Annotated in this window: 25 protein-coding genes; 10 read left to right on the plus strand and 15 right to left on the minus strand. The window is 70.0% G+C overall.

Annotation, left to right across the window (positions count from 1 at the left end; genetic code table 11):
* Positions 1–60: 60 nt before the first annotated feature.
* The 13 genes from OF380_RS20905 to OF380_RS20965 all read right to left on the minus strand — a co-directional run bounded on the left by OF380_RS20905 (position 61) and on the right by OF380_RS20965 (position 12172).
* Positions 61–441 carry a hypothetical protein gene (locus tag OF380_RS20905; RefSeq protein ID WP_264047212.1) on the minus strand — a complete coding sequence of 127 codons (381 nt, stop codon included), beginning with the start codon at positions 439–441 and terminating at the stop codon, positions 61–63.
* The gene (locus OF380_RS20910; protein WP_404810624.1) at positions 422–1096 is read right to left on the minus strand and encodes a hypothetical protein; all 675 of its coding nucleotides are present in this window, start codon (positions 1094–1096) and stop codon (positions 422–424) included. Before OF380_RS20910 ends, OF380_RS20905 begins: the two co-directional genes overlap by 20 nt.
* 26 nt (positions 1097–1122) lie before the next feature.
* Positions 1123–2280 carry a pyrroloquinoline quinone biosynthesis protein PqqE gene (gene pqqE / locus OF380_RS20915; protein WP_264047216.1) on the minus strand — a complete coding sequence of 386 codons (1158 nt, stop codon included), beginning with the start codon at positions 2278–2280 and terminating at the stop codon, positions 1123–1125.
* Positions 2277–3359, minus strand: a complete 1083-nt coding sequence (gene pqqC, locus OF380_RS20920) for a pyrroloquinoline-quinone synthase PqqC (RefSeq protein WP_264047218.1) — start codon at positions 3357–3359, stop codon at positions 2277–2279. Before pqqC ends, pqqE begins: the two co-directional genes overlap by 4 nt.
* Before the next feature lie 142 nt (positions 3360–3501).
* Entirely contained in the window at positions 3502–4404 is a 903-nt protein-coding gene (gene pqqB, locus OF380_RS20925) for a pyrroloquinoline quinone biosynthesis protein PqqB (protein ID WP_264047220.1), read from the minus strand.
* A 44-nt stretch (positions 4405–4448) separates the two neighbouring features.
* The gene (gene pqqA, locus OF380_RS20930; protein ID WP_055889187.1) at positions 4449–4538 is read right to left on the minus strand and encodes a pyrroloquinoline quinone precursor peptide PqqA; all 90 of its coding nucleotides are present in this window, start codon (positions 4536–4538) and stop codon (positions 4449–4451) included.
* Between the two features lie 199 nt (positions 4539–4737).
* Complete coding sequence (locus OF380_RS20935; RefSeq protein WP_264047228.1) at positions 4738–5442, minus strand: response regulator transcription factor; 705 nt, start codon at positions 5440–5442, stop codon at positions 4738–4740.
* Positions 5439–7073: a sensor histidine kinase gene (locus tag OF380_RS20940; protein ID WP_264047230.1), complete on the minus strand. Its 1635-nt coding sequence runs from the start codon at positions 7071–7073 to the stop codon at positions 5439–5441. Before OF380_RS20940 ends, OF380_RS20935 begins: the two co-directional genes overlap by 4 nt.
* A gap of 201 nt (positions 7074–7274) precedes the next feature.
* Positions 7275–7481, minus strand: a complete 207-nt coding sequence (locus tag OF380_RS20945; RefSeq protein ID WP_264047232.1) for a hypothetical protein — start codon at positions 7479–7481, stop codon at positions 7275–7277.
* 175 nt (positions 7482–7656) lie between these two features.
* Positions 7657–8454: a formylmethanofuran dehydrogenase subunit C gene (locus OF380_RS20950; RefSeq protein ID WP_264047234.1), complete on the minus strand. Its 798-nt coding sequence runs from the start codon at positions 8452–8454 to the stop codon at positions 7657–7659.
* Positions 8451–9407, minus strand: a complete 957-nt coding sequence (gene fhcD, locus OF380_RS20955) for a formylmethanofuran--tetrahydromethanopterin N-formyltransferase (RefSeq protein WP_264047236.1) — start codon at positions 9405–9407, stop codon at positions 8451–8453. Before fhcD ends, OF380_RS20950 begins: the two co-directional genes overlap by 4 nt.
* A gap of 48 nt (positions 9408–9455) precedes the next feature.
* Positions 9456–11099 carry a formylmethanofuran dehydrogenase subunit A gene (locus OF380_RS20960; protein ID WP_264047239.1) on the minus strand — a complete coding sequence of 548 codons (1644 nt, stop codon included), beginning with the start codon at positions 11097–11099 and terminating at the stop codon, positions 9456–9458.
* Positions 11093–12172, minus strand: coding sequence for a molybdopterin-binding domain-containing protein (locus OF380_RS20965; protein WP_264047240.1), 1080 nt, complete (start codon positions 12170–12172; stop codon positions 11093–11095). Before OF380_RS20965 ends, OF380_RS20960 begins: the two co-directional genes overlap by 7 nt.
* A 315-nt stretch (positions 12173–12487) precedes the next feature.
* Between OF380_RS20965 and OF380_RS20970 the strand changes: the two genes are divergently transcribed.
* The 7 genes from OF380_RS20970 (at position 12488) to fae (ending at position 19578) form a co-directional block, all read left to right on the plus strand.
* On the plus strand, positions 12488–13462 hold the full coding sequence (locus tag OF380_RS20970) for a beta-ribofuranosylaminobenzene 5'-phosphate synthase family protein (RefSeq protein ID WP_264051415.1): 975 nt from the start codon (positions 12488–12490) through the stop codon (positions 13460–13462).
* A gap of 110 nt (positions 13463–13572) precedes the next feature.
* A complete protein-coding gene (locus OF380_RS20975; protein ID WP_264047242.1) occupies positions 13573–14466 on the plus strand; it encodes an NAD(P)-dependent methylenetetrahydromethanopterin dehydrogenase in 894 nt (297 codons plus the stop codon).
* 289 nt (positions 14467–14755) lie between these two features.
* Complete coding sequence (locus OF380_RS20980) at positions 14756–15919, plus strand: ATP-grasp domain-containing protein (protein ID WP_264047244.1); 1164 nt, start codon at positions 14756–14758, stop codon at positions 15917–15919.
* Positions 15916–16902, plus strand: coding sequence for a methenyltetrahydromethanopterin cyclohydrolase (gene mch, locus OF380_RS20985; RefSeq protein WP_264047246.1), 987 nt, complete (start codon positions 15916–15918; stop codon positions 16900–16902). The genes OF380_RS20980 and mch overlap by 4 nt, the downstream gene beginning before the upstream one ends.
* Before the next feature lie 166 nt (positions 16903–17068).
* Positions 17069–17980: an ATP-grasp domain-containing protein gene (locus OF380_RS20990; RefSeq protein ID WP_264047248.1), complete on the plus strand. Its 912-nt coding sequence runs from the start codon at positions 17069–17071 to the stop codon at positions 17978–17980.
* Positions 17977–18837 carry a triphosphoribosyl-dephospho-CoA synthase gene (locus OF380_RS20995; protein WP_264047250.1) on the plus strand — a complete coding sequence of 287 codons (861 nt, stop codon included), beginning with the start codon at positions 17977–17979 and terminating at the stop codon, positions 18835–18837. The genes OF380_RS20990 and OF380_RS20995 overlap by 4 nt, the downstream gene beginning before the upstream one ends.
* A 228-nt stretch (positions 18838–19065) precedes the next feature.
* On the plus strand, positions 19066–19578 hold the full coding sequence (gene fae, locus OF380_RS21000; protein ID WP_056220318.1) for a formaldehyde-activating enzyme: 513 nt from the start codon (positions 19066–19068) through the stop codon (positions 19576–19578).
* A 136-nt stretch (positions 19579–19714) separates the two neighbouring features.
* Here fae and OF380_RS21005 read toward each other — a convergent pair whose 3' ends face one another.
* Positions 19715–20398: a HisA/HisF-related TIM barrel protein gene (locus tag OF380_RS21005; RefSeq protein ID WP_264047254.1), complete on the minus strand. Its 684-nt coding sequence runs from the start codon at positions 20396–20398 to the stop codon at positions 19715–19717.
* Between the two features lie 29 nt (positions 20399–20427).
* Here OF380_RS21005 and OF380_RS21010 point away from each other — a divergent pair, with 29 nt between their 5' ends.
* The 3 genes from OF380_RS21010 (at position 20428) to OF380_RS21020 (ending at position 22794) form a co-directional block, all read left to right on the plus strand.
* Complete coding sequence (locus OF380_RS21010; RefSeq protein WP_264047256.1) at positions 20428–21498, plus strand: hydantoinase/oxoprolinase family protein; 1071 nt, start codon at positions 20428–20430, stop codon at positions 21496–21498.
* The gene (locus OF380_RS21015; RefSeq protein WP_264047258.1) at positions 21495–21695 is read left to right on the plus strand and encodes a hypothetical protein; all 201 of its coding nucleotides are present in this window, start codon (positions 21495–21497) and stop codon (positions 21693–21695) included. Before OF380_RS21010 ends, OF380_RS21015 begins: the two co-directional genes overlap by 4 nt.
* 70 nt (positions 21696–21765) lie before the next feature.
* On the plus strand, positions 21766–22794 hold the full coding sequence (locus tag OF380_RS21020) for an alpha/beta fold hydrolase (protein ID WP_264047260.1): 1029 nt from the start codon (positions 21766–21768) through the stop codon (positions 22792–22794).
* A 70-nt stretch (positions 22795–22864) separates the two neighbouring features.
* Here the strand turns inward: OF380_RS21020 and OF380_RS21025 are convergent, their stop codons facing one another.
* Positions 22865–23767: a YncE family protein gene (locus tag OF380_RS21025; protein WP_264051416.1), complete on the minus strand. Its 903-nt coding sequence runs from the start codon at positions 23765–23767 to the stop codon at positions 22865–22867.
* Between the last annotated feature and the right edge of the window lie 48 nt (positions 23768–23815).

The raw sequence follows: 23815 nt of genomic DNA on the forward strand, positions 1-23815 counted from the left end.
GCCCTCAAGGTCCGGCTGGACTCGGTTTGGGCCTGACTTGGCCGCGCGCGTAAGCCCCGCTCAGGTCCCGCCCCGGTAGCAGCGGATTTCGGCCTCGGCCTGGGCCCGGCGCAGGTCCGCGACCTGGTCGTCGAAAACCTTGGTGGTCTTGAACTGGGCGGTCCGCTGACCGATGCCCTGGCGGATGGAGAGCACGGTGCTCGCCTGAACGTACTTGTCGTAAGGCAGGAGGGAGGCCAGGGCGTCGAGGGAGCACGAGCAGCGGGAGAGGGATTCACGGGACTGCCCGTTGGCCGCCATGCAGCCGAAGATGTAATCGGCCCTCGCCTCGGTGGGGTAGTCGTTCTCGGGTTCGGCCAGGGCCGGCCCCGTCAGCAGGGCTGCGACGCAAGCGCCGGCGGCCAAGGCCCGAGGAAAGCGCTCAACCAGCGTTCGGATCATAGGTCAGGTTCTCTTGCAGGAGTTCGCCGCCCTCGGCGTTCTTGGACGAGGCCTCGATCGAGACGAGCTCGCCCGGCACCGCGTCGGAGGTCACGAAGGTGTAGGTCAGGTTCTCGAACCCACGCATGCGCTCCTTCATCTTGTCGTCCAGGAAGGGCCGGGTTTCGACGCGCCAGGCGGCGACCTTCCGGCCCTTGTAGTCCACTTCCGTCGGCGTCACCGTAGCGTTGTCGCGCAAGCCCTTGCGGATCGCGTTCTTGATGTAGCGCGGGTTCGCCATCAAAACGCGGGCGAGGTCGATCAGATGATGCTCCAGGAAGAGCGTCATCACCGGGTTGCCCGGCATGTCCTCGAACGGACCGGCCGGGAAGCGGTTGGCGCCGGAGAACATCTGGACGCGGATGTCGCGGCTGTCGGCACTCTTGCCGGGCTCGATGCCGAGCTTGATCGTGTCGTCGAGCGGGGGGCCGAACGGCCCCTTGGAGATGCCGCTGCGGCGCAGGTAAGTGTAGGTCAGCGTCGTGCCCGCGGGCACGTTCTTCATTTGCGGCTGCTCGAAGAGCAGGTCGGAGGCGTTGGGCGGCGCCGTACTGGTCTTGGTGACGGCGGGGGCCTCGAGCGCACCTTGCGCAAGGGTGGGTGCGCTCGCGAGCATCAGCAGCGCGGCGAGGGTGACGGGCTTCAAAGGGGCGCTTCCTCATTCAGCGGCGTACGCACGTTCGGCTGCACGTTACTGCCGATGGTCCGGTAGACGTAGTCCGGCGGTGTCTCGGCCGCTTCCTCGACGGCGAGATCCCGCACCTTGGCGTGGAGGGGCGAGAGCGAACAGGCCGGGTCGGTGGCCGCCGCATCGCCGGCGAGCGCCAGGGCCTGGCAGCGGCAGCCGCCCCAGTCCTTCTCGCGACGGTCGCAGGAGCGGCAGGGCTCCTTCATCCAGTCCGTCCCGCGATAGGCCGTGAAGGCTGGGGAATTCGCCCAGATGTCGCCGAGCGAATGCTCCGAGACATACCAGAATTCAAGGTTCGGAATCGTCTCGGCCGCGTGGCAGGGGAGCACCTTGCCCTGCGGCGTCACGTTCATGAGCTTGCGGCCCCAGCCGCCAGCGCAGGCCTTCGGGTACTTCGCGTAGTAGTCCGGCACCACGAGATCGATGACGAGTTGGCCCTTCAGGCGCTCGCGGGCGGCCTCGACGATGCGGATGGAGCGGTCGACCTCGGCCTTGTTGGGCATCAGGGCGGCGCGATTCACGTAGGCCCAGCCGTAATACTGGGTGTGGGCGACCTCCAGCCGCTTGGCGCCGAGCTTCACCGCGAGGTCGATGAAGCCTTCCACCTCGTGGATGTTACCCCGGTGGATCACGGAATTCAGCGTCAGCGGCAGGCCGAGTTGCGTCACCCGCTCGGCGAAGGCGAATTTCTGCGGCTGAGCGTTCTTCAGACCGCCGATCTTCTCCGCATTGGCCGCGTCTACGCCCTGCACGGAGAGCTGCACGTGATCGAGACCGGCGTCGTAGAGCGCGTCGAGTTTCTGCAGAGCGCCCCCGACACCGGAGGTGATGAGGTTGGAATACAGGCCCAGCGTCGCGCAGGTCTTCGTGATCTCGACGATATCGTTGCGGGCCGTCGGCTCGCCGCCCGAGAGATGGACGTGCAGCACGCCGAGCGCCGCCGCCTCCGTCAGCACACGCTGCCACGTCGCGGTGTCGAGTTCGCCCGACCGCCGGTCGAGTTCGAGCGGGTTCGAGCAATAGGGACAGCGCAAGGGACAGCGATGGGTGAGCTCCGCCAGGAGCCCGACCGGGGCCGGCAGGACGGGGGCGTTCGGCGTGATCGCGTTCATCGCTCCAGGACCCGCTTTGTGGCCAGATCGTTCAGCATGACGAGGATGTCGGCCTCGATCACGGATACTTCCGCCGTGAACTTCTCCGCCAGCATCCCGGCGATGTCGCGCACGGACCGCTGACCGTCGACCAGTTCCAAAACCATGACCGCGTTGGCATCGAGGTCGAAGGTGCGCTCGGGCGCCAAAAGGACGTGCTGGTTGCGCACGGCGTCGTGACGCAGGCGGACGCCGCGCGGCAGGCGCGGCACGTCGTGTGCCGAGATCGTCCCGGTGCCGGCGGCCTGCAGCACGGTGGCCTCCGCCACCAGACCGGTGCCCGGCGTCCAGGCATCCGGCGGGATCATCCCCGGCGCCACGTAGGCGAAGTACAGGGCATCGAGCTGCGTCCACAGCACGTTGCACTTGAAGGTGAGCGCATCCATCGCCTGGCGCTGCAGGGCCGGCGTGGTGGCGTGCTCCTTGACGTAGGCGATGGCGAAATCGGCATCGCGCGGTGCCTGGGTCAGGCGCTTGTCGAAATAGGCCAGCGTATCCTTGGTGATGAAGTCGTAGTTCTTCAGCATCCCGGCGACGCGCTCGGAGATGATGGTCGGCGAGAACATCTCGGTGAGCGAGGAGGCGATGGCTTCCAGGAGCGAACGCTCCTTCACGAAATGCACGTAGGCATCCACGGAAAACCGAGTTGCAGAGAGGATCCCTTGGGTCGACTCGACGTAGTCCCGGGCAAAGCCCACCCCCTCGGCGAGCTTCAGCCAGCGCTCGATGCCGCCGTCGCCGGGCGCGTCGCCGTCATGGTCGACGATGCGCTGGCGCCAGACCCGGCGCAGATTTGCGTCCGTCATGCGGGCGAGCACGGCGGCGTCCTTCACCGGGATCATCGCCTGATAATAGTAGCGGTTGAGCGCCCAGGCCCGAACCTGATCCTTGTTCAGCTTGCCGTCGTGCAGCAGACGGTGAAACGGATGCAGGTTGTGATAGCGGCGCGCCCCGATCTCGCGCAGAGCCGCCTCCAGTTCCTCGGGCGTCAGCAGGCGCTGGGCCTCGTCGGGCTTCGGAGTCGGGAAGGGCGCGGTCATGGCGTGGCTCGCGTTAGGACGGGGATCGGTTCTGAGACCGGGTCTCGGATATCGTGCGCCGTGCCGCGATGGCTACGGGCGAAGGCACGCAATTCCATCGGACACGATGTAAGACGTCGGCACTAAATTGCCAGACGCATCCCTACGTAAGGGTGAGCGTCAAACCGTCATGGGCCACGGTCCACCCCTCGGCCTCGACCCGCAGACGCTCCTCGGAGTTCTCGACCAGGACCGGGTTGGTGTTGTTGATGTGCACGAAGACGCGCCGGCCGATCTCCACCTCCGACAGCGCCGCGATCGAGCCACCGTCGCCCGTCATGGGCACGTGCCCCATGCGCCACCCGGTCTTGGTGCCGACTCCGGCGCGGATCATGTCGTCGTCGAGGAGGACCGTCCCGTCGAAGAGCAGGGCATCGACCCCGGCGATCCGGGCCTTGAGGCCGTCGGTGACGCGGGCGCAGCCAGGGATGTAGGCGAGGCGCTTGCCGCCCGCCTCGATCATCGCGCCAACCGTGGTCTCGGTCTCGGCGCCGATCTCCAGGGTCTCGTCCTCGAGCCAGAGCGGTACCTTGCCGGGCACCGAGAACAGCGTGACGGTGAGGCCCGGCACCGGCTCGAAGCTCCGATCGAGGGCGATCGGTTCGCGCGCCACCACGCCCGACGCCATCACGTCGAAGACCCGGTTGGCGTTGACCGATTCGAGGATGCCGGCAGTGCCGTAGAGGGTGAAGGGCTGGCCCTCGCGCAAGGTCAGGAGCCCGGCCACATGGTCGACGTCGCCGTTGGTCAGCAGCACCGCATGGATCGGCGAATGCCGCAGCCCACTACGCGGATGCATCGCGGGATTGTCGAACAATTGCTGCCGGATATCCGGGGAGGCGTTCACCAGGAGCCAACGTTCCCCATCGGGGGAGACGGCGATGCTCGACTGGGTCCGCGGCCTGACGCAGGCGGCGTCCTCGCGGGCGAGGGCGCAGATTGGGCAGCGGCAATTCCACTGGGGAAGGCCGCCGCCCGCGGCCGAACCGAGGATCAGGACATGCATGGGAAACCGACGCTGCCTTGGGACCCCGGGATTCGGCGAAAACCTTAGTTGAAGGTGTCGATCTCGGCGGACTCGTAGCTGGTGACTTCCATGCCGACGCAGATCTCGGAAACGATGGGGGCAGCCCAGGTCATGGTGTTTCTCCTGATGTTTCTTCTCAACGTCAGCAGCATCCCGACACCTTCTAAGAAGATCGTAAGACACTGACGGCGCAGTGATTTCTGTCGCCGGAGTGATATCGACAATTTGGCTCCCGAGTTCAAGCGCTAAATTGCCGGTTTCTCCCATCGACCCCCGTGAATCCCGGGTCGCGGTCAACAGCAGGTTCCGATTTCAGTGACGGAAATCCTGGCCCTTGAGGTCGAGCATGAAGCCACGCCCCCGCACCGTGACGATGACCGGGCCGCCGAGCCGGACGAAATCGGCGAGCTTCGTGCGCAGGTAACCCACGTAGACATCGACGACATTCAGGGAGAGGCCGCCCTGGCCCGCCCAGAGCTTGTCGAAGATGTCGCCGCGCGTCACGGGCTGGTTGGCATGGTCCATCAGGAGTGCCAGCAACTCCGCCTCGCGCGGGGTGAGGCGCGCCGTCGCATCGGCGAAGCCGACCTGACGGATGTTCAGGTCGAGGATGAGCTTGCCCGCTGTCACGATGGTGCGGGGTGCATCCGCAGCCTTACGGCGCAGGAGGTGGGTCTGCAGCCGGGCCAGCAATTCGTCGAAGACGAAGGGCTTCACGATGTAGTCATCGGCGCCGAGTGCCAGTCCCTCGGCCCGGTCGCGGACTTCGTCGCGGGCCGAGAGGAAGAGGATCGGGCCGGGGTAGCCGCCCTCCCGCAGGGAGCGGCAGACGTCGTGACCGGAGCCGTCCGGCAGCGTGATGTCGAGCACCACTGCCTCCGGGGCATCGTCGCGGGCAGCGGCGAGGGCGTCGTCGACGCATCCCGCGACACCGACCCGGAAGCCTTCCGCCTCCAGGCCGCGCGCGAGCATGGCGCGGATGTCGCTGTCATCCTCGACGATCAAGACGCGCGTCATGCCAGGGTCTCCTTCCCGACCCGGTCCGGGCCATCGTGATGCTGCGTCGCCGGGTCGGACGCGGCTTCGGCGGAACCCAGCACCGGCAGTTCGAGGGCGACCTCGGCACCGGTGCCGTCCGGCCCGCTCGCCAAGCGGATCGTGCCATCATGGCGCTCGACGACCCAGCGCGCCAGGGCCAAGCCGATGCCGAATCCGGCCTCGCCGGCGGGGCTCTCGCGCCGGAAGCGCTCGAACAGGCCATCGCCCAGGTCCGGAAAGCCCGGACCGTCGTCGGTGACGGTCACCCGCGCCCATCCGTCCCGCTGCGCCAGCGCCACGGTGACGCGCGTGAGGCCGGCGGCGTGGCGCAGGGCATTGTCGATCAGACTCTCGACGACCTGGCGCAGCCATTCGCGGTCGGCGAGCAGCATCGGATCGAGGTCCGAGGCCGCCAGGGTCAGGGTCACGCGCCGGCGCGCCGCTTCGGAGGCCATGCCCTCGACGGCGTCGGACAGGATCGGACGCGCATTCACCGGGCGCCGGTCGAGTTCGATCTGCCCGGATTCGGAGCGAGCCACCCGGAGCAGGTCCTCGACCCGGCGCTGGAGGCGCAGGGCCCGCTTGCGGATGGTGGCGAAGACCGGCGCGAAATCAATTCCCCGTCCGGCCGAGCGGGCGGCGATGTCGCATTCGCCGAGGATGACGGTGAGCGGCGTGCGCAGCTCGTGGCTGACATCGGCGAAGAAGCGCCGGCGCGACCGGTCCACCGCCTCCAGGCGGGCATTGGCCGCCCGAAGGTCGAGGGTGCGGGCGGCCACGATGTCCTCCAGGGCGGCGCGGTCGGCGGCCAGACGGCCCTCCCGCCGGGCCAGCCGCGCGGCCATGCGGTTGAAGTTCGCTACCAGCAGGCCGAGTTCGTCGCGGGTCGCCACCGAGAGCCGGGTGTCGAGTTCCCCGCGGCCGACGGCGCTGGCGGCGCGCCGCACCGCCTCGATGCGGGCGAGCACCGGCCGGGTCACGCCCCGGTAGAGCAGCAGGACGAGGACGAGGGCGACGGCCACCGCCGCCAGGGATGCGATTCGCAGGGTGCCGGAGAGGTCCCGCGCCGCATCGGAGCCCGCGATCATCGAGCGCCGCTCGACCTCGATGAGGAAGGAGAGGGGCTGGCCCGTCATCGCCCCGAACCCGTTCAGCGCCCCCCGGATCGCGGCCCGGCGCTGCTCGTCGTCGGATTGCCGCAGCACCTGCGCCACCTGCCGGTCGAGCACCGCCCGCGCCGAGCGCAGTTGCGCGAGGGGGCGGGTGCGGGCGGCGTACTGGGTCCGGTCCAGGGGATCGTCGCTCGCCGCGATGCTGCGGCCCAGCGCCTCGTCCACCGCTACCAGGGCCCGGTCGACATTGGCGCGGGCCACGGCCAGCACTTCGGGCTGGGCATCGGGATTGCTCACCGCCTCCAGCGCCGCGAGACCGTACTGGGTCATGCGCCCGGAGAGTTCGACGAGGAGTTCGAGGCGCCCCTGCGCCGCCAGGGTGCGGTCGATGGTTCGCTCGGCGGCGCTGATCGAGGCAAGTACGCCCAGAGCCGCCAGGATGACGAGCAGCGCGCAGCTGCCCAGCAGCAGGGCGAACCGGACCCTCAGCGAGCGCATGGTCTTACCAGCATCGTCTTGCCAGCATGCACTTGCCAATTATTCCCGATGTTTTCTTCGGCCTTCACTTGGCGCATGGTGCCGCCGGTGCTTGCCTGATCCTCCCGTCATCTCCGACCATCTTGCCATGACGGTGATGCGGTCCCGATCCTTAGGCTCAGGTCCGCTCGCGTTGCAAGTGGGGAGGCGGGTAACCGCCGGTCACAGGTCTCGCGGCTGGCTGCCTCGCACGGCGCAGCGCCATTTCGTGACCTGCCAGTCCGGATGCTCCGCCTGCCACTTGGCGATGGCGCTCTGGGAGTTGCGCAGGCAGATCGCGGGAGAGCGTGCCTCGAAGGACAGGTCGATCTTGTCCTCGCGGCATTGCGAGGGCTGCGACAGGAGACAGATCGAGAGCAGAATGAGCATGCGGACGGCGCCCTCTTCGCGCGGGGAGCGGCGGACCGGCCGGCACGATGCTGCCGGTCCGCGGGCGCAAAAGGTCATCCGATCGGGATGATTGTGCAAGACGGCCCGTCCGGGCCGCGTGGTCGCATCGTTGGCTCCCGTCGCGGCGGACTCGGGCGCCGTCGGTTCTGTCGCGTCAGGCCGCGGAGACCCAGAGCTCGCCCTTGCCGAGGGTGGCGAGATCGCCAGAGTACCGCTTGAGCGCACCGGCCGCGAGGTCGGCATGGGCCGGGCTCAGAGGGCGCAGCGACCGCGCCAGCAGGCGCAGGAACACGAGGTCGTGCGCGCCGGTTTCGACAAAGCTCGGGATCAGTGCGCCGACGCCGCCGGCCAGGATCGTACCCCGGCGCATGCCGTAGCCCGGATGGTCGCCGAGGCTGAGGGCCGCGATGGTGCCGGCGATCATCCGCGCACCCGCATGGGCACCGGCCTCGCCGACCAGGATCAGCCCGCGCCGCATGCGGTCGCCGAGATGGTCCCCCGCCCGGCCGTGGATCACCAGGGTGGCCCCGTCGAGACCGGCCTTGGCGGCATAGACCGCACCGCCGGCATGGTCTCCGGCATCGCCCTCGATGGTGATCGTGCCGCCGGTGGCACCGGAACCCGCGAAGGGACCGGCCGAGCCCGTGACGGTGACGGTTCCCGATCTCATGCCTGCGCCGAGGCGCTGGCCGACATCGCCCACCACCCGGATGCTGCCGCCGCTGAGGGATGCGCCGACCCGATCGAGGCGGGTCGAGCCGCCCTCGATGACGAGGGTGTCGGAGCCGTCGAGGGAAAGGGTAAAGCAATCGCCGAGGGTCAGGCCGTGCCGGCTCGTGCCCACGGGAAGCCGCGCGGCTTCCGCCTCGGTGAGGCCGCTGAGCGAAAGCGGGTTGACGTGCAGGAGATCGAGCCGCTCCGGCGGCTCCTGGCGCAGGGTGAGGGTGCTCATGCCGCTCCAGCCTCGCTCGCCGGCTCCTTCGAGAGCAGGTTCTTCAGGTGATAGTGGTGGCGGCCGAGATTGCCACCGTAATTACCGGCCGTGACCGCGACGAGCCCGTGAGCGGCACCGGCTTCGGTGGCCGCGTGCAGGCCGGCACGCATGGATTCTGCGACCGCGTCCGAGGTCAGCGCGTCGATGACGATCTCCAGCACGACGCCGACTTCGGCCGACAGCGCGGTGCCGGCCCGGCCCTTCAGGGTCGGGCAATAGGCGTCGTTGGTGGAGGCCATCATGCCCTTGGTGCGGGCACCGACCTTCGAGCCGGAGCGGACGATGCCCCCGGGGAACGGCAGAATCGCGCCCGGGACCGCACGGGCGGCTTCCACGGCGATCTCCGCCACCTTCAGGGTGTCGGCGTGCTTGCGCCCGAGGAACAGGAGATTGCCGCCGCCGACCGCACCGTCCACCGCGCGGACGAAGTCCTCGCACAGGAACTCGCCGTCCATCACGGGGATGCGCCAGTAGCGCCGGGCCTTGCCGGTGACGGGGTCGGTCAGGCGTTTCGCCACCGCGAAGCCGTCGCCGAAGTAGCGGATCGCGCCGCCGAGCTTGATCTTCGTCGGGCCCTCGACGCCGGCGTAGCAGGCGGTGCCGGGGCAGGTGAGAACGCACTGGCCGACGCGCTTGAGGAGCTGATCCTTGAGACCGTTCGGCTCGAAGCCGAACAGCAGCACGCGCACGCCGGGTCGCCCGTCCGGGGTCTCCTCGGGGGAGAGCTCGCAATCGATCCCGGCCTCGGCGCCGCAGCCGATTACCGAGGTGGCGAAGCCCGTCATCACGGTGGCGGCGATCATCGCCCACTTGGCCGTGTCGTTGGTGATGATGATCGCGGTCCCGGCGACGTCGAACGCCTCCGCGAAGGTGTCGATCACCGGAATGCCGTTGAGGGTGAGGTCCGTCATCTCAGTCACCCGTCCCCACGCGACGCAGCTCTCTCACGAACGACATGATCACGAGCGACATGCAACCTCCGCGAACACATCCGGCTTCGGGAAGGCTTCGTCCGGCACCGCGAAGCTCTGCAGGCCCGTGCCGAAGCGGTCCTGCAGGTAGGTCTCGGAGCGGGCCACCATCGCCTTGTCGGATTCGACGGTGAGTTCCAGGGTGCGGCCCGAGCGCCAGGCCACGACCTCGCCGTCCTCCACGATGGTCTCGCCATCCTTCAGGACCAGCTTGGCGCGGGCGAACATGGCGGTGCGGTTCCTGTCGTCGCGGTAGATCGCGACGTCGGCGCGCGCGCCCTCGCGCAGGTGCCCGCGGTCGGTCAGCCCGAGGAGCTTGGCCGGACCGGATCGCGTCAGCTGCGCGATCTCCGAGAAGCTGTACTCGCGCTCGATGGCGCACAAGCCCGAGCGCTCGGCGATCACCTTGTGGAGGGATGCGATCTCGCGGTCGCGCTCCTCCTTGTCCATCAGGAAGTGGATGATGCGCGGGTAATCGGTGAACGGGCCGCCGTTCGGATGGTCGGTGGTGAGGATCGTGCGCTCCGGCTCCTTGGCCAGCAGCATCAGCTCGAGGCCGATCGCCCATTGCAGGGAGCTCACCGGTCCACGCGGCTTGTAGAGGAACGGCACCACGCCGCCGCCCTCCGCGTCGCCCGCGGTGAGGATCCATTTCTTCGGGTTGGCACCCTTGCGGCCGGCGAACTGGCGCAGGATGTCCAGGGAGATCGTCACGGTCTGGCCGAAGGCGACCTGGCCGACGTCGAAGGTGGCGTTCGGGTGCGCCTCCATGGCTTCCGTGATGCGCTCGGCCGCCGAGCGGAAGCCGCCGGTGAGCGGGTTCTCGGGGTCGGCGACGCCGTAGCCGTAGAACTGGGCATGGGCGAAGTGAATGCGCCGCCCCTCAGCCGCCTCCATCGTGGCGACGAACGAGTCGTCGGCGCCCGGAATGCCGAGGTTGTTGCAGTGGACGTGCAGGGGATGCGGGACGCCGATCTCCTCGACCGCGTCGAGGAGGGCGCCCATGATCCGCCGGGTGGACAGACCGTAGACGGGGATCTCGTCGTCGAGGCTGAGCTTCAGCATCCCGTCCTTGAAGGCCGAGGCGCCGCCCGCATTGATGCACTTGACGCCGAGGCCCCGCGAGGTCGCCACCGAGAGGGCGACGAGATCGCGCACCGCCGCCTTGCCCTCGCGCTGGCGCAGAAGCTGAAGCAGGTGGTCGTCGTTGCCCATCACCGTCAGGGCGCCGCGGTCGAGCAGCGGAATGTCGGCGAGTTCGAGTTGCGTCGCCAGGGCGTTCGAAGGCGGCATCGCGGGCTCGACGGCCAGCGTGTAGCCCATCCGCGCGTAATTGGCCCCGATCCAGGCGGCCGAGCCACCCGCATGCGCGAAGGGATGGCCCTCGGGCGCCGCCTCGCTGGCATAGAGTTCGGGCAGGAGCAGGCGGCTCATCACCACGTTGCCCCCGGCGATGTGCGAGTGCACCTCGACGCCACCCGCCATCACCACGCAGCCGCTGGCGTCGATGGTCCGGTCGGGCGCGCGGTCGGAGGCAGCCACGACGCGGCCGTCCTCGATCCAGACCTCACCGACCGCGTCGCGGCCGGCCGTCGGGTCGACGACCCGGCCTCCGTGAATCCGGATCAGCATGCGGCGGCCTTCTTCTGCGTGAGGCGTTCGTGAATGGCGGTGAGGATGCCGGCCGCGCTCAACTCGGCTGTCTGGCCGGAGGCCGGCACGTAGGTGATCGCGGCACGGCGCTCATCCCACAGCGTGCCGCCGACGCTCTCGCCGGGCACGCCCACCGCGAAGACCACGTCGGCGACGTCGCCGCTGGCCTCGGGGCTGCCGACGCCCACGATGGCGACGCTCGGCAAGGTCCCGAGCCAGTCCGGCCGGGGGGCGGGGAGGGAGGCGAGCCAGAGGACGGCATCGGCCTCGCCGGCCGCGATCTGGCGGGCGCTGTCGAAGCGCCAGGGATCATGCTCGGGCAGGTGCCGCCCGAAGCCCACGCGGGGGGCCTGGCCCGTGGTCCAGGCGGCGAGTTGGAGGAGCGCGCGGCCCTGGAACGGATCGGCGAGCGGCAGGCCGAAGAAGCGCGTGGTCTCGTTCAGGTCCTTGATCAGGCCCTGGAGCATCTCGACACCGAGTTCGCCAATCTCGGCCGGGTCGTAGAGGACGACGCCGTACTGTGCCGCAGCGAGGCGCTTGGCCAGATCCGCATAGGCCGTCTCGCCAGCGAGGTTGCCCTTCAGGAAGGCGCGCAGATGCGCGACCGAGACCGCGAGGCCCCCGCCATCCGCCGGATAGGCCACGTGCCGCGTGGCGCCGTTGCGCGGACCGCCGAGCGACAGGATCGTGCGCTCGGAGCCAGCGGCGCGGCCCCGCGCGGGCGGCGTCCCGGCAATGTCCTGGACGATGGGGCGATCCCACGGGGAATTTCCCACGATGAGGACGGCATCGCCACGGCCGATGGCCTCGGCCGGGGTCGTGGTCATCCCACCGGTGCGGCTGAGCGGGCCAAGCTCCGCGTAGAGGCTCGGGCCGGCCACGGGATCGACGGAGGCACCGATGGCATCGGCGAGGTGGTAGGCCGCGCGTACCGCGCTCAGCTCGGCGCAGAGCCCCGCCAGGACAGCGTTCCGCGCTGAGGCGAGGAGCGTAGCGGCGGCCTCCACCGCCGCGTCCGCGTCCGTCGCACCACCCTTCACCCAGGCCGCCATGCGTTGCACCTTGGAAAATCGAGGGCCCGGCACGCACCGTATTCGGCGTCGCGCGCGGCGGGACTGAGCCAGTCCATATCGTTGGGGCGGCACGTTTGCATCGCTGCCGCTCCCCAGGCAACCCCCTGACCTGTGGCGAGCGAGTCGGAAAGGCGCGGCGATGCTGCGAGAATCGGCCGACATGCTTGCGACAGGTCCGCGCTCCGTGGGAGAAGCCGCCCACCCGGGGCGCGAGGCTTGGCAAGATTGCAAGGCTTGGCAAGAGTGCCAGGCTTGGCAAGAGAAGGACGCGGCGCGATGGAAGGGATCGACGTGATGCGGATCCCGGGCGGGCAGGGCGGCACGCCCGTGGCTGCCGGTCTGCGCGTACATGCCCCGGCCCGCCTGCATTTCGGCTTCCTCGACCTGCATGGCGGCCTCGGCCGCCGCTTCGGCAGCATCGGCCTCGCCCTCGACGCCCCCGCAGTGACCCTGACGGCGCGGCCGAGCGAGCGCCTCGACGTGACGGGCCCGGAAGCGCGCCGCGCGGCGGCTTATGCGCTGGCGGCCGCGACCCATCTCGGCATCGCCGGCCAAGCCGCCCTGACAGTCGAGACCGCGATCCCGGCCCATGCGGGCTTCGGCTCGGGCACGCAGTTGGCGCTCAGCGTCGCGGCGGCGCTCGCCGGCCTGGCGGGGCGCCCCTTCGCCCCGGAGGATTTCGCCGACGCTCTCGACCGGGGCAACCGCTCCGGGGTCGGGCTCGCCGCCTTCACGCAAGGAGGGCTCATCGTCGATGGCGGGCGCGATCCTCACGGCAACCCGCCCCCCGTGATTGCGCGCCTCGCCTACCCGGAGGCCTGGCGCGTGGTGCTGATCCTCGACACCGCCATGACCGGGGTGCACGGCAGCCGCGAGATCGCGGCATTTCGCGACCTGCCGCGTTTTCCTGAGGGGCAGGCCGCCGAGATCTGCCGCATCGTTCTGATGCAGGTTCTGCCGGCCGTCGCCACCGCCGAGCCGGAGGGGTTCGGTGCCGGCATCACCCGGATCCAGCAGTTGATCGGGGACCACTTCGCGCCCCACCAAGGCGGCCGCTACGCCAGCCCGGCCGTGGCCGAGGCGCTGGCCGCCATCGCGGCACGGGGCATCGCCGGATACGGCCAGAGCTCCTGGGGGCCGACCGGCTTCGCGCTGGTCCCCTCGGAGGCGCAGGCCCGCGCCCTGGTGGCCGATCTCGAACGACCCGGCCCGCTGAGCTTCCTGATCGCGCGCGGGCGCAACACCGGGGCCACGGTCACGGCGCTTTAAGACGAAGCCCGGTAGAGCAGAGCTTCGGGCGGCCGGGATCGGACCTGCTTTGACAATTCGACGCTCCGGCGCACGATCGGGCGGCGTCACCACGCAAAGGGAGACCGATGATGGCCCGCTCGATTCTGCACATGATCACGCCCTTGAAGCACATGAGCCCGTTCGACGTGAACATGGCTGTGGATGCGGGCTTCGAGACCATCGCGACCTACACGAACGCCACGCTCGCGGACGTGACGGCCCTGGTCCAGGACTCGATTTTTTCGCGCGCGCCCGGTGACGGCGTGCGCACCGGGATCTTCATCGGCGGCAAGAATGCCGAGGACGCCCTGGACATGGTGGACCGGGCCAAGAAGGCCTTGGTGCCGCCCTTCGCCAACCACATCTTCGCGGACCCCGCCGGATCCTTCACCACGGGCGCGGCCATGGTCGCGGAGGTGACGCGAGCCCTGAGGGTGAAGTTCGACACGGAACTCGCGGGGAAGCGCATCGTGATCTTCGGGGGCGCCGGCGTCGTCGCCTACGTCGCGGCGGTGATCGGCGCGCTGAACGGCGCCAAGGCGGTCATCGTCGGCCACGACGGCGAGGAGCGGGTGAGCAAGATCGCCAACACCATGCGCTGGCGCTTCGGCGTGGAGGTCGAAGCCGTGGACGGCACCACGCCCGCCGCTCGGCGCGCGGCCATCGCCGAGGCCGACGTGATCCTCTCCGCCGGTCCCGCCGGCGTCGCGATCCTGACCGCCGAGGATCTCGAATCCGCCCCGAAGCTCCTCGTGGCGTCCGACGTCAATGCCGTGCCGCCCGCCGGCATCGCGGGGATCGACGTCAATGCCGTCGACGTCGCCCTGCCCACCGGCCGGGGCGTCGGCATCGGCGCCCTCGCGGTGGGCAACGTGAAGTACCAGACGGAATCCCGCCTGTTCCGCCGCATGCTGGAGGCCGATGAACCGCTCTGCCTCGATTTCCGGGATGCCTATGCGCTGGCCGTCGAGGTGGCGGGCTGACGAGGGGGGAGAGCATCAGCCCTCTTCGTCTTTCCGGAGGGACACGGGGCTCCCTCTCTTTGAAGGAGAGGGGATCCGCCCCGGTCGGCGCCTCTCGCGCGCGACCGGAAGCGTCCGACTCATGGTCGGCGGATGGAGATTGGCCCGTTCCGAGCCGGGCGAATCCGGAAGCCTTCGTGAGGAAGCGCGGTAAGCCCGAATCGGATTGTCCAGACAGGGACAGTTGCCCGGTGCGGGTTTCACTGCCTGACATCACGCACGCTCCGGACCGCCCGCCAGGGCCAGGCGCATGGCCCTGATGCCAGGACTGGCCGGCCGGACCATCCTCATTGCCGCCCAGTCCGGCCGCGCCCTGGCACAGGCTGCGCGGCGGGCAGGCCTGACGCCCCTCGTCCTGGACCTGTTCGGCGATGCCGACACGCGGGCCCTGGCCGGGGATTATCGTCCGGCCGAGGGTCGGTTCGGCGAAGGCTTGCTCGGCCGTGATGCCGTCCTGCGCCACCTCGACGCGCTCGCGGCGAGCGCGCCCACAGCGCCCCTCGGCCTCGTCCTCGGCAGCGGGTTCGAAGCCGCGCCGGAGGTGATGCGGGCCGTCGCCGGCCGCCATACCCTCCTCGGCGCCGGCCCGGACTGCGTATCCATCCTGAAGGACCCGTTCGCCTTCGCGGCTTTGTGCCGGCAGCACGGCGTCCCGCACCCGCCCGTCAGCCGCGACCCCGTATCCGATCGGTCGGCCTGGCTCCTGAAGCGGTCAGGGGGGTCGGGCGGAGCGCATATCCGTGCCGCGACGGGAGGCCGCGCCCCACCGGGCACCTATTTCCAGGCCCGAGTGCCGGGCCGGGCGTTTGCCTTGTCGTTCCTGACCGATGGCCGGTCCATCCGAGTCGTCGGCGTCACCGAACAATGGTGCACGCCGTCCCCCCTGCGCCCCTTCCGCTATGCCGGCGCCCTGGAGCGGGCGCGCCACGAGGCACCACCCCTCGCCCCGCCCCTCCTCGCGGCGATCACGGACGGCGCCGCCCGCCTCGCGGCGGCGACGGACCTTCGCGGGCTCGCCAGCGCCGACTGCCTCGTCAACGGCGCGGAGTGGTGGCTCACCGAGATCAACCCGCGCCCCGGTGCCACCCTCGACGTGCTCGACCGTCGCCCGACACCCCTGCTCGCCCTGCATATCGCTGCGAGCCTCGGCCACCCGTTCGAGACGGAACCGTCGCCTGTGGATGCGGCGGCGTCCGAAATCTGCTACGCGGCCAGCGGCTACGCGCCGATACCGCCGATCTCCTGGCCGGCTTTCGTGCGCGACCGCCCAAAACCCGGCTCCACGGTGGCACGCGACGCGCCGCTGTGCACCCTGTTCGCCACAGGGCCGGACTCGGCCGCCACGAGAGCGATGTTGCGAAGCCGGGCCGCGGAACTGCGGACCCTGCTCGCCCTGACGGAGGGACACCCATGACCACGAGCCCGAGCGGCGCGAAATTCCCCTTTCCCAGCGTCAACGCCCTGACCGCCCCCCTGGTGGAGCGTCTGGTCGCCGATGCCGAGGCCCTGCGCCTGGCCGTCACCACCGAGAACGGCGCCCGCATGATCGATGCCGGCGCCAACGTGCGCGGCTCGATCGAGGCCGGACGCCGCATCGCCGAGATCTGCCTCGGCGGCCTCGGCACCGTTTCGATCGCGCCCGCCGGCCCGATCGCGTCCTGGCCGTACTCGGTGATCGTGCACGCGGCCGATCCGGTCATCGCCTGCCTGGGTAGCCAGTATGCCGGCTGGTCGCTCGCCGACGAAACGGGGGATTCCGGATTCTTCGCCCTCGGCTCCGGCCCTGGCCGGGCCGTGGCCGCGGTGGAGGATCTCTACGGAGAGCTCGGCTATCGGGACAGCGCGAGCCACACCGCCCTGGTGCTGGAAGCCGCAGGCGGACCGCCGGCCTCCGTCATCGCCAAGGTGGCCGAGGCCACCGGCCTGAACCCCGAACAGCTGACCTTTATCTACGCCCCGACCCAGAGCCTGGCCGGAGCCACCCAGGTGGTCGCCCGCGTGCTCGAAGTCGCCCTGCACAAGGCCCACACGGTCGGCTTCGACCTGCATAAGATCGTCGACGGGATCGGCTCGGCCCCACTCTCGCCCCAGCATCCGGACTTCATCCAGGCCATGGGCCGCACCAACGACGCCATCATCTATGGTGGTCGGGTCCAGCTCTTCGTGGAGGCCGACGAAGCGGACGCCCAGCAGCTCGCCGAACAGATCCCCTCCTCGAACTCCGCCGACCACGGCGCGCCCTTCGCCGAGATCTTCGCCCGCGTGAACGGCGACTTCTACAAGATCGACGGCGCGCTCTTCAGCCCGGCCGAGGTCATCGTGACCTCCGTCAACACCGGGAAAAGCTTCCGTGGCGGCAAGCTGATGCCAGAGCTGGTCGAGGCGTCGTTCCGGTAAAGCGCCGGCTGTGAACCCTCCCCCCTTCGCGGGGGAGGGTGCCTGCGGAGCAGGCGGGGGAGGGGCAGCCTCTCCGACACGAGCGCTCCCCTCATCCGACTTGGCTCACGGGCCACCTTCTCCCGCAGAGGGGAGAAGGGATCGACGTCGAGGCACAAGAAGAACAATGCGGATCGGACTCGCGGCCGACAACGGCAATTGGCACAAGGCGCGCCTGAAGGCCGCCCTCGAACAGCTCGGCGCCGAGCCGGTGCTGTTCTCGCTGGCCGACGTCGCTGTGGTGACGGGGGGCCCCGAGCCCCTGCGCGTGCCGGGCTTCGACACCCTGCCGGACGGCGTCCTCCTGCGCACCATCGCGGGGGGCACCTTCGAGGCGACCACGATGCGCCTCGGCGTGCTGCACGCCCTGGCCGCCGCCGGCACGACGGTGTGGAACGCACCCGGCGCGATCGAGCGCTCCGTCGACAAGGCGATGACGAGCCTGCTCATCGACCGCGCCGGACTGCCGACCCCGGAGACCTTCGTGGTCTCGAAGCGCGAAGCCGCCGCCGCCCTGGTGGCACGGGAGGCGGGCGCCGGTCGGCCCCTGGTGCTGAAGCCGCTCTTCGGCTCGCAGGGGGAGGGCCTGCAGCTCATCGCGCGACCGGAGGACCTGCCCGACGAGGAGGCGGTATCCCGCGTCTACTACCTGCAGCGCTACATCGCCCGGACCGACGGCCTCTGGCGCGACTACCGGGTCTTCGTCTGCGAGGGCCGCGCCATCGCGGGCATGATCCGCGAGGGTGACGGCTGGATCACCAACGTCCACCGCGGGGGCCGGCCGCTGCCCTGGGCGATGCCGGCCGCCGCCGCCGAACTCGCGGAAGCCGCAGCGGCGGCGGTCGGCGTCGACTACACGGGGGTCGACCTCGTGGAGGACGGAGCTGGCGGCTACCTCGTCCTCGAGGTCAACTCGATGCCGGCCTGGTCGGGCCTGCAGCGGGTCACCGAGGTCGATATCGCCCTGGCCGTGGCCCGCGGCTTCCTCAACGCCGTGCGGGCGGCCCGTCCGCCCCGCCTCATCGCGGCCCTCGGATGATCGCGCCCGGGGCCATCGCCGCCGCCTACCACGCGAGCTGCCTCGACGAGCTCGATGCCCTGAAGCCCGGCAACGTCCACGCCTTCGCCGACGGCCACCGCATGGCGGTGGCGGATTTCGTGGCGAGCGCGGAGATCTCCGCGCCGCACCTCGCCGAGGCCGGCGCGCCGGTCGGACGCCGCGTGCTCCGGGCGGTCGAGGCGACGATCGATCAGGTCGGCCAGAACACCAATCTCGGCATCCTCCTCCTCTGCGCGCCCCTCGCCCGCGCGGCCGAGGCCGGCCGTCCGCTCCGCGGCGTCCTCGCTGCAGTGCTCGACGGTTTCGACGCCGCGGATGCGCGCGACGTCTTTGCCGCTATCCGCCTTGCTAATCCGGGCGGCCTCGGCCGGGCCGAGCGCCACGACGTCACCGATCCGGCAGCCCCCGCCTCGCTCTGGGCTGCCATGGCGGAGGCCGCCCCCCGTGATGCCATCGCGCGGGCCTACGTCACCGGCTTCGCCGACCTGTTCGCCATCGGCCTGCCGGCACTGGCGGCCGCCCGGGCGCGCGGGCTGGCGCCGCAATGGCGCACCACCGCGCTGTATCTCGCCTATCTCGCCGAGGTGCCCGACAGCCATGTGGCGCGCAAGCACGGTCCCGCCCGGGCAGAGGCCCTGCGCCTCGAGGCGGAGGGGCTGCTCGCCCTCGACCTCGCCACGGCGCCGGTGGCGGCCCTCCTGGCCCAGGACCAGGCCTGGAAGGCGGCGCGACTCAATCCCGGCACCAGCGCGGACTTCACCGTGGCCACGCTCTTCCTCGCCCGGCTCCGCGAAGGCCTCGGCGAGGTGGAGCCGGAAATCGGAGAATCGCCATAGGTTTCGCGGCTTCAACCGAAGGTTCCGGACCGGCGCGAATAAATTGCCGGACTCGGCACTCCGCGCAGGGTTGTTCCCGGCAAGGCCCCAGAGTAGGGTCCGCGCCGCGATCCGGGCTAACCGGTCCGGTCCCTCGATGGACTGGACGCCGTGAACAAGGATAGCTGCCGGCCGCGCCCAAAGCTCGGGGGCGGTCACGTCTTTTCAAGACTCTGGGAGAAACCCCACATGGCGAAGATCAACAAGGTTCTGGTCGGCGAGGCCCTCGTCGGTGATGGCAACGAGGTCGCCCACATCGATCTGATCATCGGACCGCGCGGTTCGCCGGCCGAGGCCGCTTTCTGCAACGGCCTCGTGAACAACAAGCACGGCTTCACCAGCCTGCTCGCGGTCATCGCGCCGAACCTGCCCTGCAAGCCCAACACCCTGATGTTCAACAAGGTCACCATCAACGACGCCCGTCAGGCCGTCCAGATGTTCGGCCCCGCTCAGCACGGCGTCGCCAAGGCCGTTCAGGATTGCGTGGCCGAGGGCACGATTCCCGCCGATGAGGCCGACGACCTGTTCATCCTGGTCGGCGTGTTCATCCACTGGGAAGCGGCCGACGACGCCAAGATCCAGAAGTACAACTACGACGCCGTGAAGCTCTCCATCGAGCGCGCCGTCAAGGGCGAGCCCACCGCTGCCGTCGTCACCGAGCAGCGCAACTCCGCTTCGCACCCCTTCGCGTCGAACGCTTAGATCGGGGGCAGTCCTGGGCAGAGCGCGCCTCCGCCCGCACCGCGGGGCCTGCTCCAGCGACTGGCTTCCATCTTCCTCGGACGATGAACAACATGTGGGGCGGCCTTCGGGCCGCCCTTCTTTTTTGCCCGACGGCTCAGCCGCGCAGCGTGCCGTCGTGGATGGCCGAGGCCACAAGGGCCCCGGCGACGCCCTGGGACTCGAGCGCCGCCACATCGGCCCACCCCCGCACGCCACCGGCCGCGTAGACGCGCCCGTCCGGCCGCAGCGCCGCCACCGCCGCCAGACGGTCGAGATCGGGACCGGCGCCGATGCCGATCCGCCCGAGCGTCATCACGATGACGTCGCGGGGCCAATGCGCCGGCTCGTCGTGCAGGGCGGCGGGCCCCAGGCGCTCGCCCTCCCGCGTGTCGAGGGAGAACACCGCCTGATCCCCGAGCGCGTGCACGAGGCCGGCATCCACCTGGCTCTCGCTGCCGATCACCGGGCGCCCCAGGCCATCGCTCAGGAAAACGTCGAGCCCCCTCGCCTCCGAAAACCCGGCATCGACCCAGAGCGTCGCGGCGGGGCAGGCGGCCGCGATGGCCTGGAGGCTCGCGAGGTCAGGCGCAGCGCCATCGATGATCGCGTCGAGGTCCGCGACGTAGAGGATGCGGGCCGGTACCGCCCCGAGGAGCCCGAGCGCCACCTGCGCGGGGGCCGATCCCTTTGCCAAGGGCGTGACGATCGGGGCATAGGAGGCGCGATCCCCCGCCCGCGCCCGCACCACGGCTCCATGGCGCAGGTCGATAACCGGGATGATTTCGAATTCGTCCGCCATCCGGCTTCCTCCAACGGTCAGGCCCGCTCGTGACAGCAACTTCCGCCCCCGAGAGACCGCTGATCGGCTGGGATCTCGGCGGGGTCCATGTCAAGGCCGCCCTGGTCCGGGCGGGTCGCGTCGAAGCCGTGGTCCAGGCGGCGTGCCAGCTCTGGCGCGGGCTCCCAGCCCTCGACGAGACCTTGTCGCGATTGCCCGACTGGGCACGGGCCGAGGCCGACCACGTCGTCACCATGACGGGGGAACTCACCGACTGCTTCGCCGATCGGCGGGACGGGGTGACGCAACTCGCCGGCTGGGCCGGCCGGACGCTCCCCGGCCGGGTGCGGATCTATGGCGGCCGATCCGGGCTCCTCAATCCGGCGACGGCGCCGGAACACGCCCCCGACGTCGCCTCGGCGAATTGGCACGCCACAGCGGCCCTGGTGGGGCGCCATGTCGCCAACGGGCTCTTGGTGGATATCGGCTCCACCACCTCCGATCTCATCCCCATCGTGGGCCGCCTTCCGGCGGCAACCGGCTACAGCGACGCCGAACGGTTGGAGACGGGCGAGCTCGTCTATACGGGCGTCGTCCGCTCGCACCTCGTGGCTCTCTCCGATCACGCGCCCTTCCGGGGCCGGCGCACCCGGCTGATGGCCGAGACCTTCGCCACCACCGCCGACATCTACCGCATCCTGGGCATCCTGCCGGAGGGCGCCGACCAGCAGCACAGCGTCGATCTGAAGGGCAAGTCGATCCCGGAGAGCGAGATACGGCTGGCCCGCGTCATCGGGCGCGATCATGACGAAGGGACGGAGGCCGACTGGCGGGCCCTGGCGGCGCATTTCTCCGAAGCCCAGTTGCGGATGCTGCACGACGCCGCCGCCCTGCTGCTCTCGCGACCCGATCTGCCCGCCGACGCGCCCCTGGTGGTCTGTGGTGCCGGCCGCTTTCTCGCCGAGCAGCTGGCGACCCGCCTGGGACGACGCGCCCTGGCCCTGACCGACCTCATCGCGGCCGACCTCGCCGAGGCTGGGGCCGACTGGGCCTCCACCTGCGGCCCCGCCGTCGCCGTGGCGCTGCTGGCCGCCCATCCGATCCCAAGGAGCCCCGCATGAGCACGCCCCAGAAACTCGCCCGCATCCTCGCCACGCGCTCCGGCGGCGGGATCGAACTCGCGCTCGCCACGGAATCCGGCCAGACCCTGCGGGTGCTGGCGACATCGGACCAAATCGACATGCTGGTGGACGAACTGGAGGATATCCTGAACTCACCGGAGGAGCCCGAATCTCCGGAGCCGCCCGCAGCCGCGTGACGCGCGGGCTCCCGCGATCGAACTCGGACGCTTCATACCATCCGCCGGCGATCCAACCCGGCTGCACGAGATGGAACTCGCCGCCAGGAAGCAGACGTCACAACCGATCCTGCGGATGGCAAAAATTGGCTCAATCGGAAAGACGCCTGTGTCCCTGCGCTGGATCCTTGTGACGGCGGGCGGGATCCTGGCCAGTCTGTCACTGCTCAACGCCTTGGCCCGGCGGCGTGCCAGCCAGGATCGAAGCGTGAAACGGGGCCGCCTCGCGACGAGGCTGACCCGCGTCGACGGCAGAACGATGCATGCCCGCGTCTCGGTCGACGCCGTCCCGGATGGTCGCCTGCCCGTTGTCCTCGTCCACGGGCTCGGGATGTCGAGCCGCTACATGATCCCGCTCGCAAGGCATCTCGCCCCTCATTTCAGGGTCTACGCGCCTGACCTGCCCGGCTTCGGCTTGAGCGATAAGCCTCGCCGAACGCTCACGGTTCGAGAGCTTGCGGATGCGCTGGCGAGCTGGATGCAGAGGATCGGGGTCGAGCGCGCAGCCTTTGTCGGAAATTCGCTCGGCTGTGAGGTGTTGGTCGAACTGGCACTCGTTCACCCCCAGCTGGTGGATCGCCTTGTTCTGCAGGGACCCACGCCGGACCCGGAGGCTCGGAACCTTGTTCGGCAAGTTGTCGGCTTCTTTGCCATCGCGCCGTTCGAGCGCTGGTCGCTCGCCTGGGTGGCGCTGGCCGACTATGCCCGCAGCGGGATCAGGCGCTACATCCTGACCTTACGGAGCATGGTCGACAACCGCATCGCGGAGAAGGTCCTGCGGGTCATGCAGCCAACGCTCGTGGTTTGGGGCACGCGCGACCACATCGTCCCCCATGCCTTCGTCGTGAGCCTCGCAGGCTCTCTGCCCCATGGCCGTCTTGCCGTCATCCCAGGAGCGGCCCACGGGATCAACTATTCGCACCCGGAGGCGTTCATCACAGTCCTGCTGCCATTCCTCCTCGCTGCGGGAGGAGATGCCTGTCGCCCAGAACCGAACTCCGGCGGTGAACACTGTGGCGGCGGCCTGACCGATCGGTCCGCTTTCGCTGATACAGCCTAGAAGCTGACCGGCAGACGGTCACCCGAACCGGCCCTTCGCGAAAAGCGCACGCGTCGGACGGACGAAACCATCACCGCAAGAAATCCCCGAACGCGCGGGGCCCGTCCGGGACCTTGATCTCCCCCGTCACCTTCAGCGTATCGGCGTCGATCACGGAGAGCGTGTTGGAACCCCAGTTCGCCACGGTCAGCGTGCGACCGTCCGCAGAGGCGGCGATGCCTTCCGGATGGTCGCCGACTTCGATGGCCGCGACGTTGGTGAGGGTCTTCAGGTTGAACACCGTCACGGTGCCGGAATACTGGTCGGTGACGAAGCCGCGCGGGCCGGCGAGCGCCACCACGTAGGGGCGTTCCCCCGTGGTGACCCGGCCGAGTTCGTGCCGGCCGGCCACGTCGATCACCGAGACGTCGTTCGAGGTCACGTTGGCGGTGTAGGCGCGGGCGCCGGCCGCATCGAGGGTGATACCGAACGGATGCCGGCCCACCGGGATTTTCCTGGTTTCCGTCGCGCTGGCCACGTCGACCACCGAGACGGAATCGCCCTCGCGGTTCGCCACCAGGATCGTGGCGCCGTCCGGCGTCACCGCGATGCCCGAGGGCGAGGCCCCGACCTGGATCTCGGTGTCGAGGCGCGCCCCGTCGGCCGAGACCACGAAGATCCGGCTGCCGTACCAGTCGGCCACGTAGACGGCGCCGGTCTTCGGGTTGACGGCGATGCCAAGCGGACCGCCGGGCAGCGCAAGGGTGCCCGTCACCGTGCGGGTGGCGAGATCCACGGTGGCGAGGCCGGGGCCTTCCGGGCGGGTGACGTAGGCGGTGCGCCGGTCCGGCGAGAGGGCGATGCCGGCCGGGGCGCCGTCGATCGGAACCTGCGCGGCCACGGTGCCGGCCTCGAGGTCCACGATGGCGAGGACGTTGGCGCCCTGCGCGGTAACCAGGGCCTCATCGGCCCGGACCGGGCCCGCGAGCAGCATCAGGCCGAGGAGAGGGCCGGCGAGGCGCCGACCCGTCCCCGTTCTGTC

It is taken from the genome of Methylobacterium sp. FF17 (assembly GCF_025813715.1).
Lineage (GTDB): Bacteria > Pseudomonadota > Alphaproteobacteria > Rhizobiales > Beijerinckiaceae > Methylobacterium > Methylobacterium flocculans.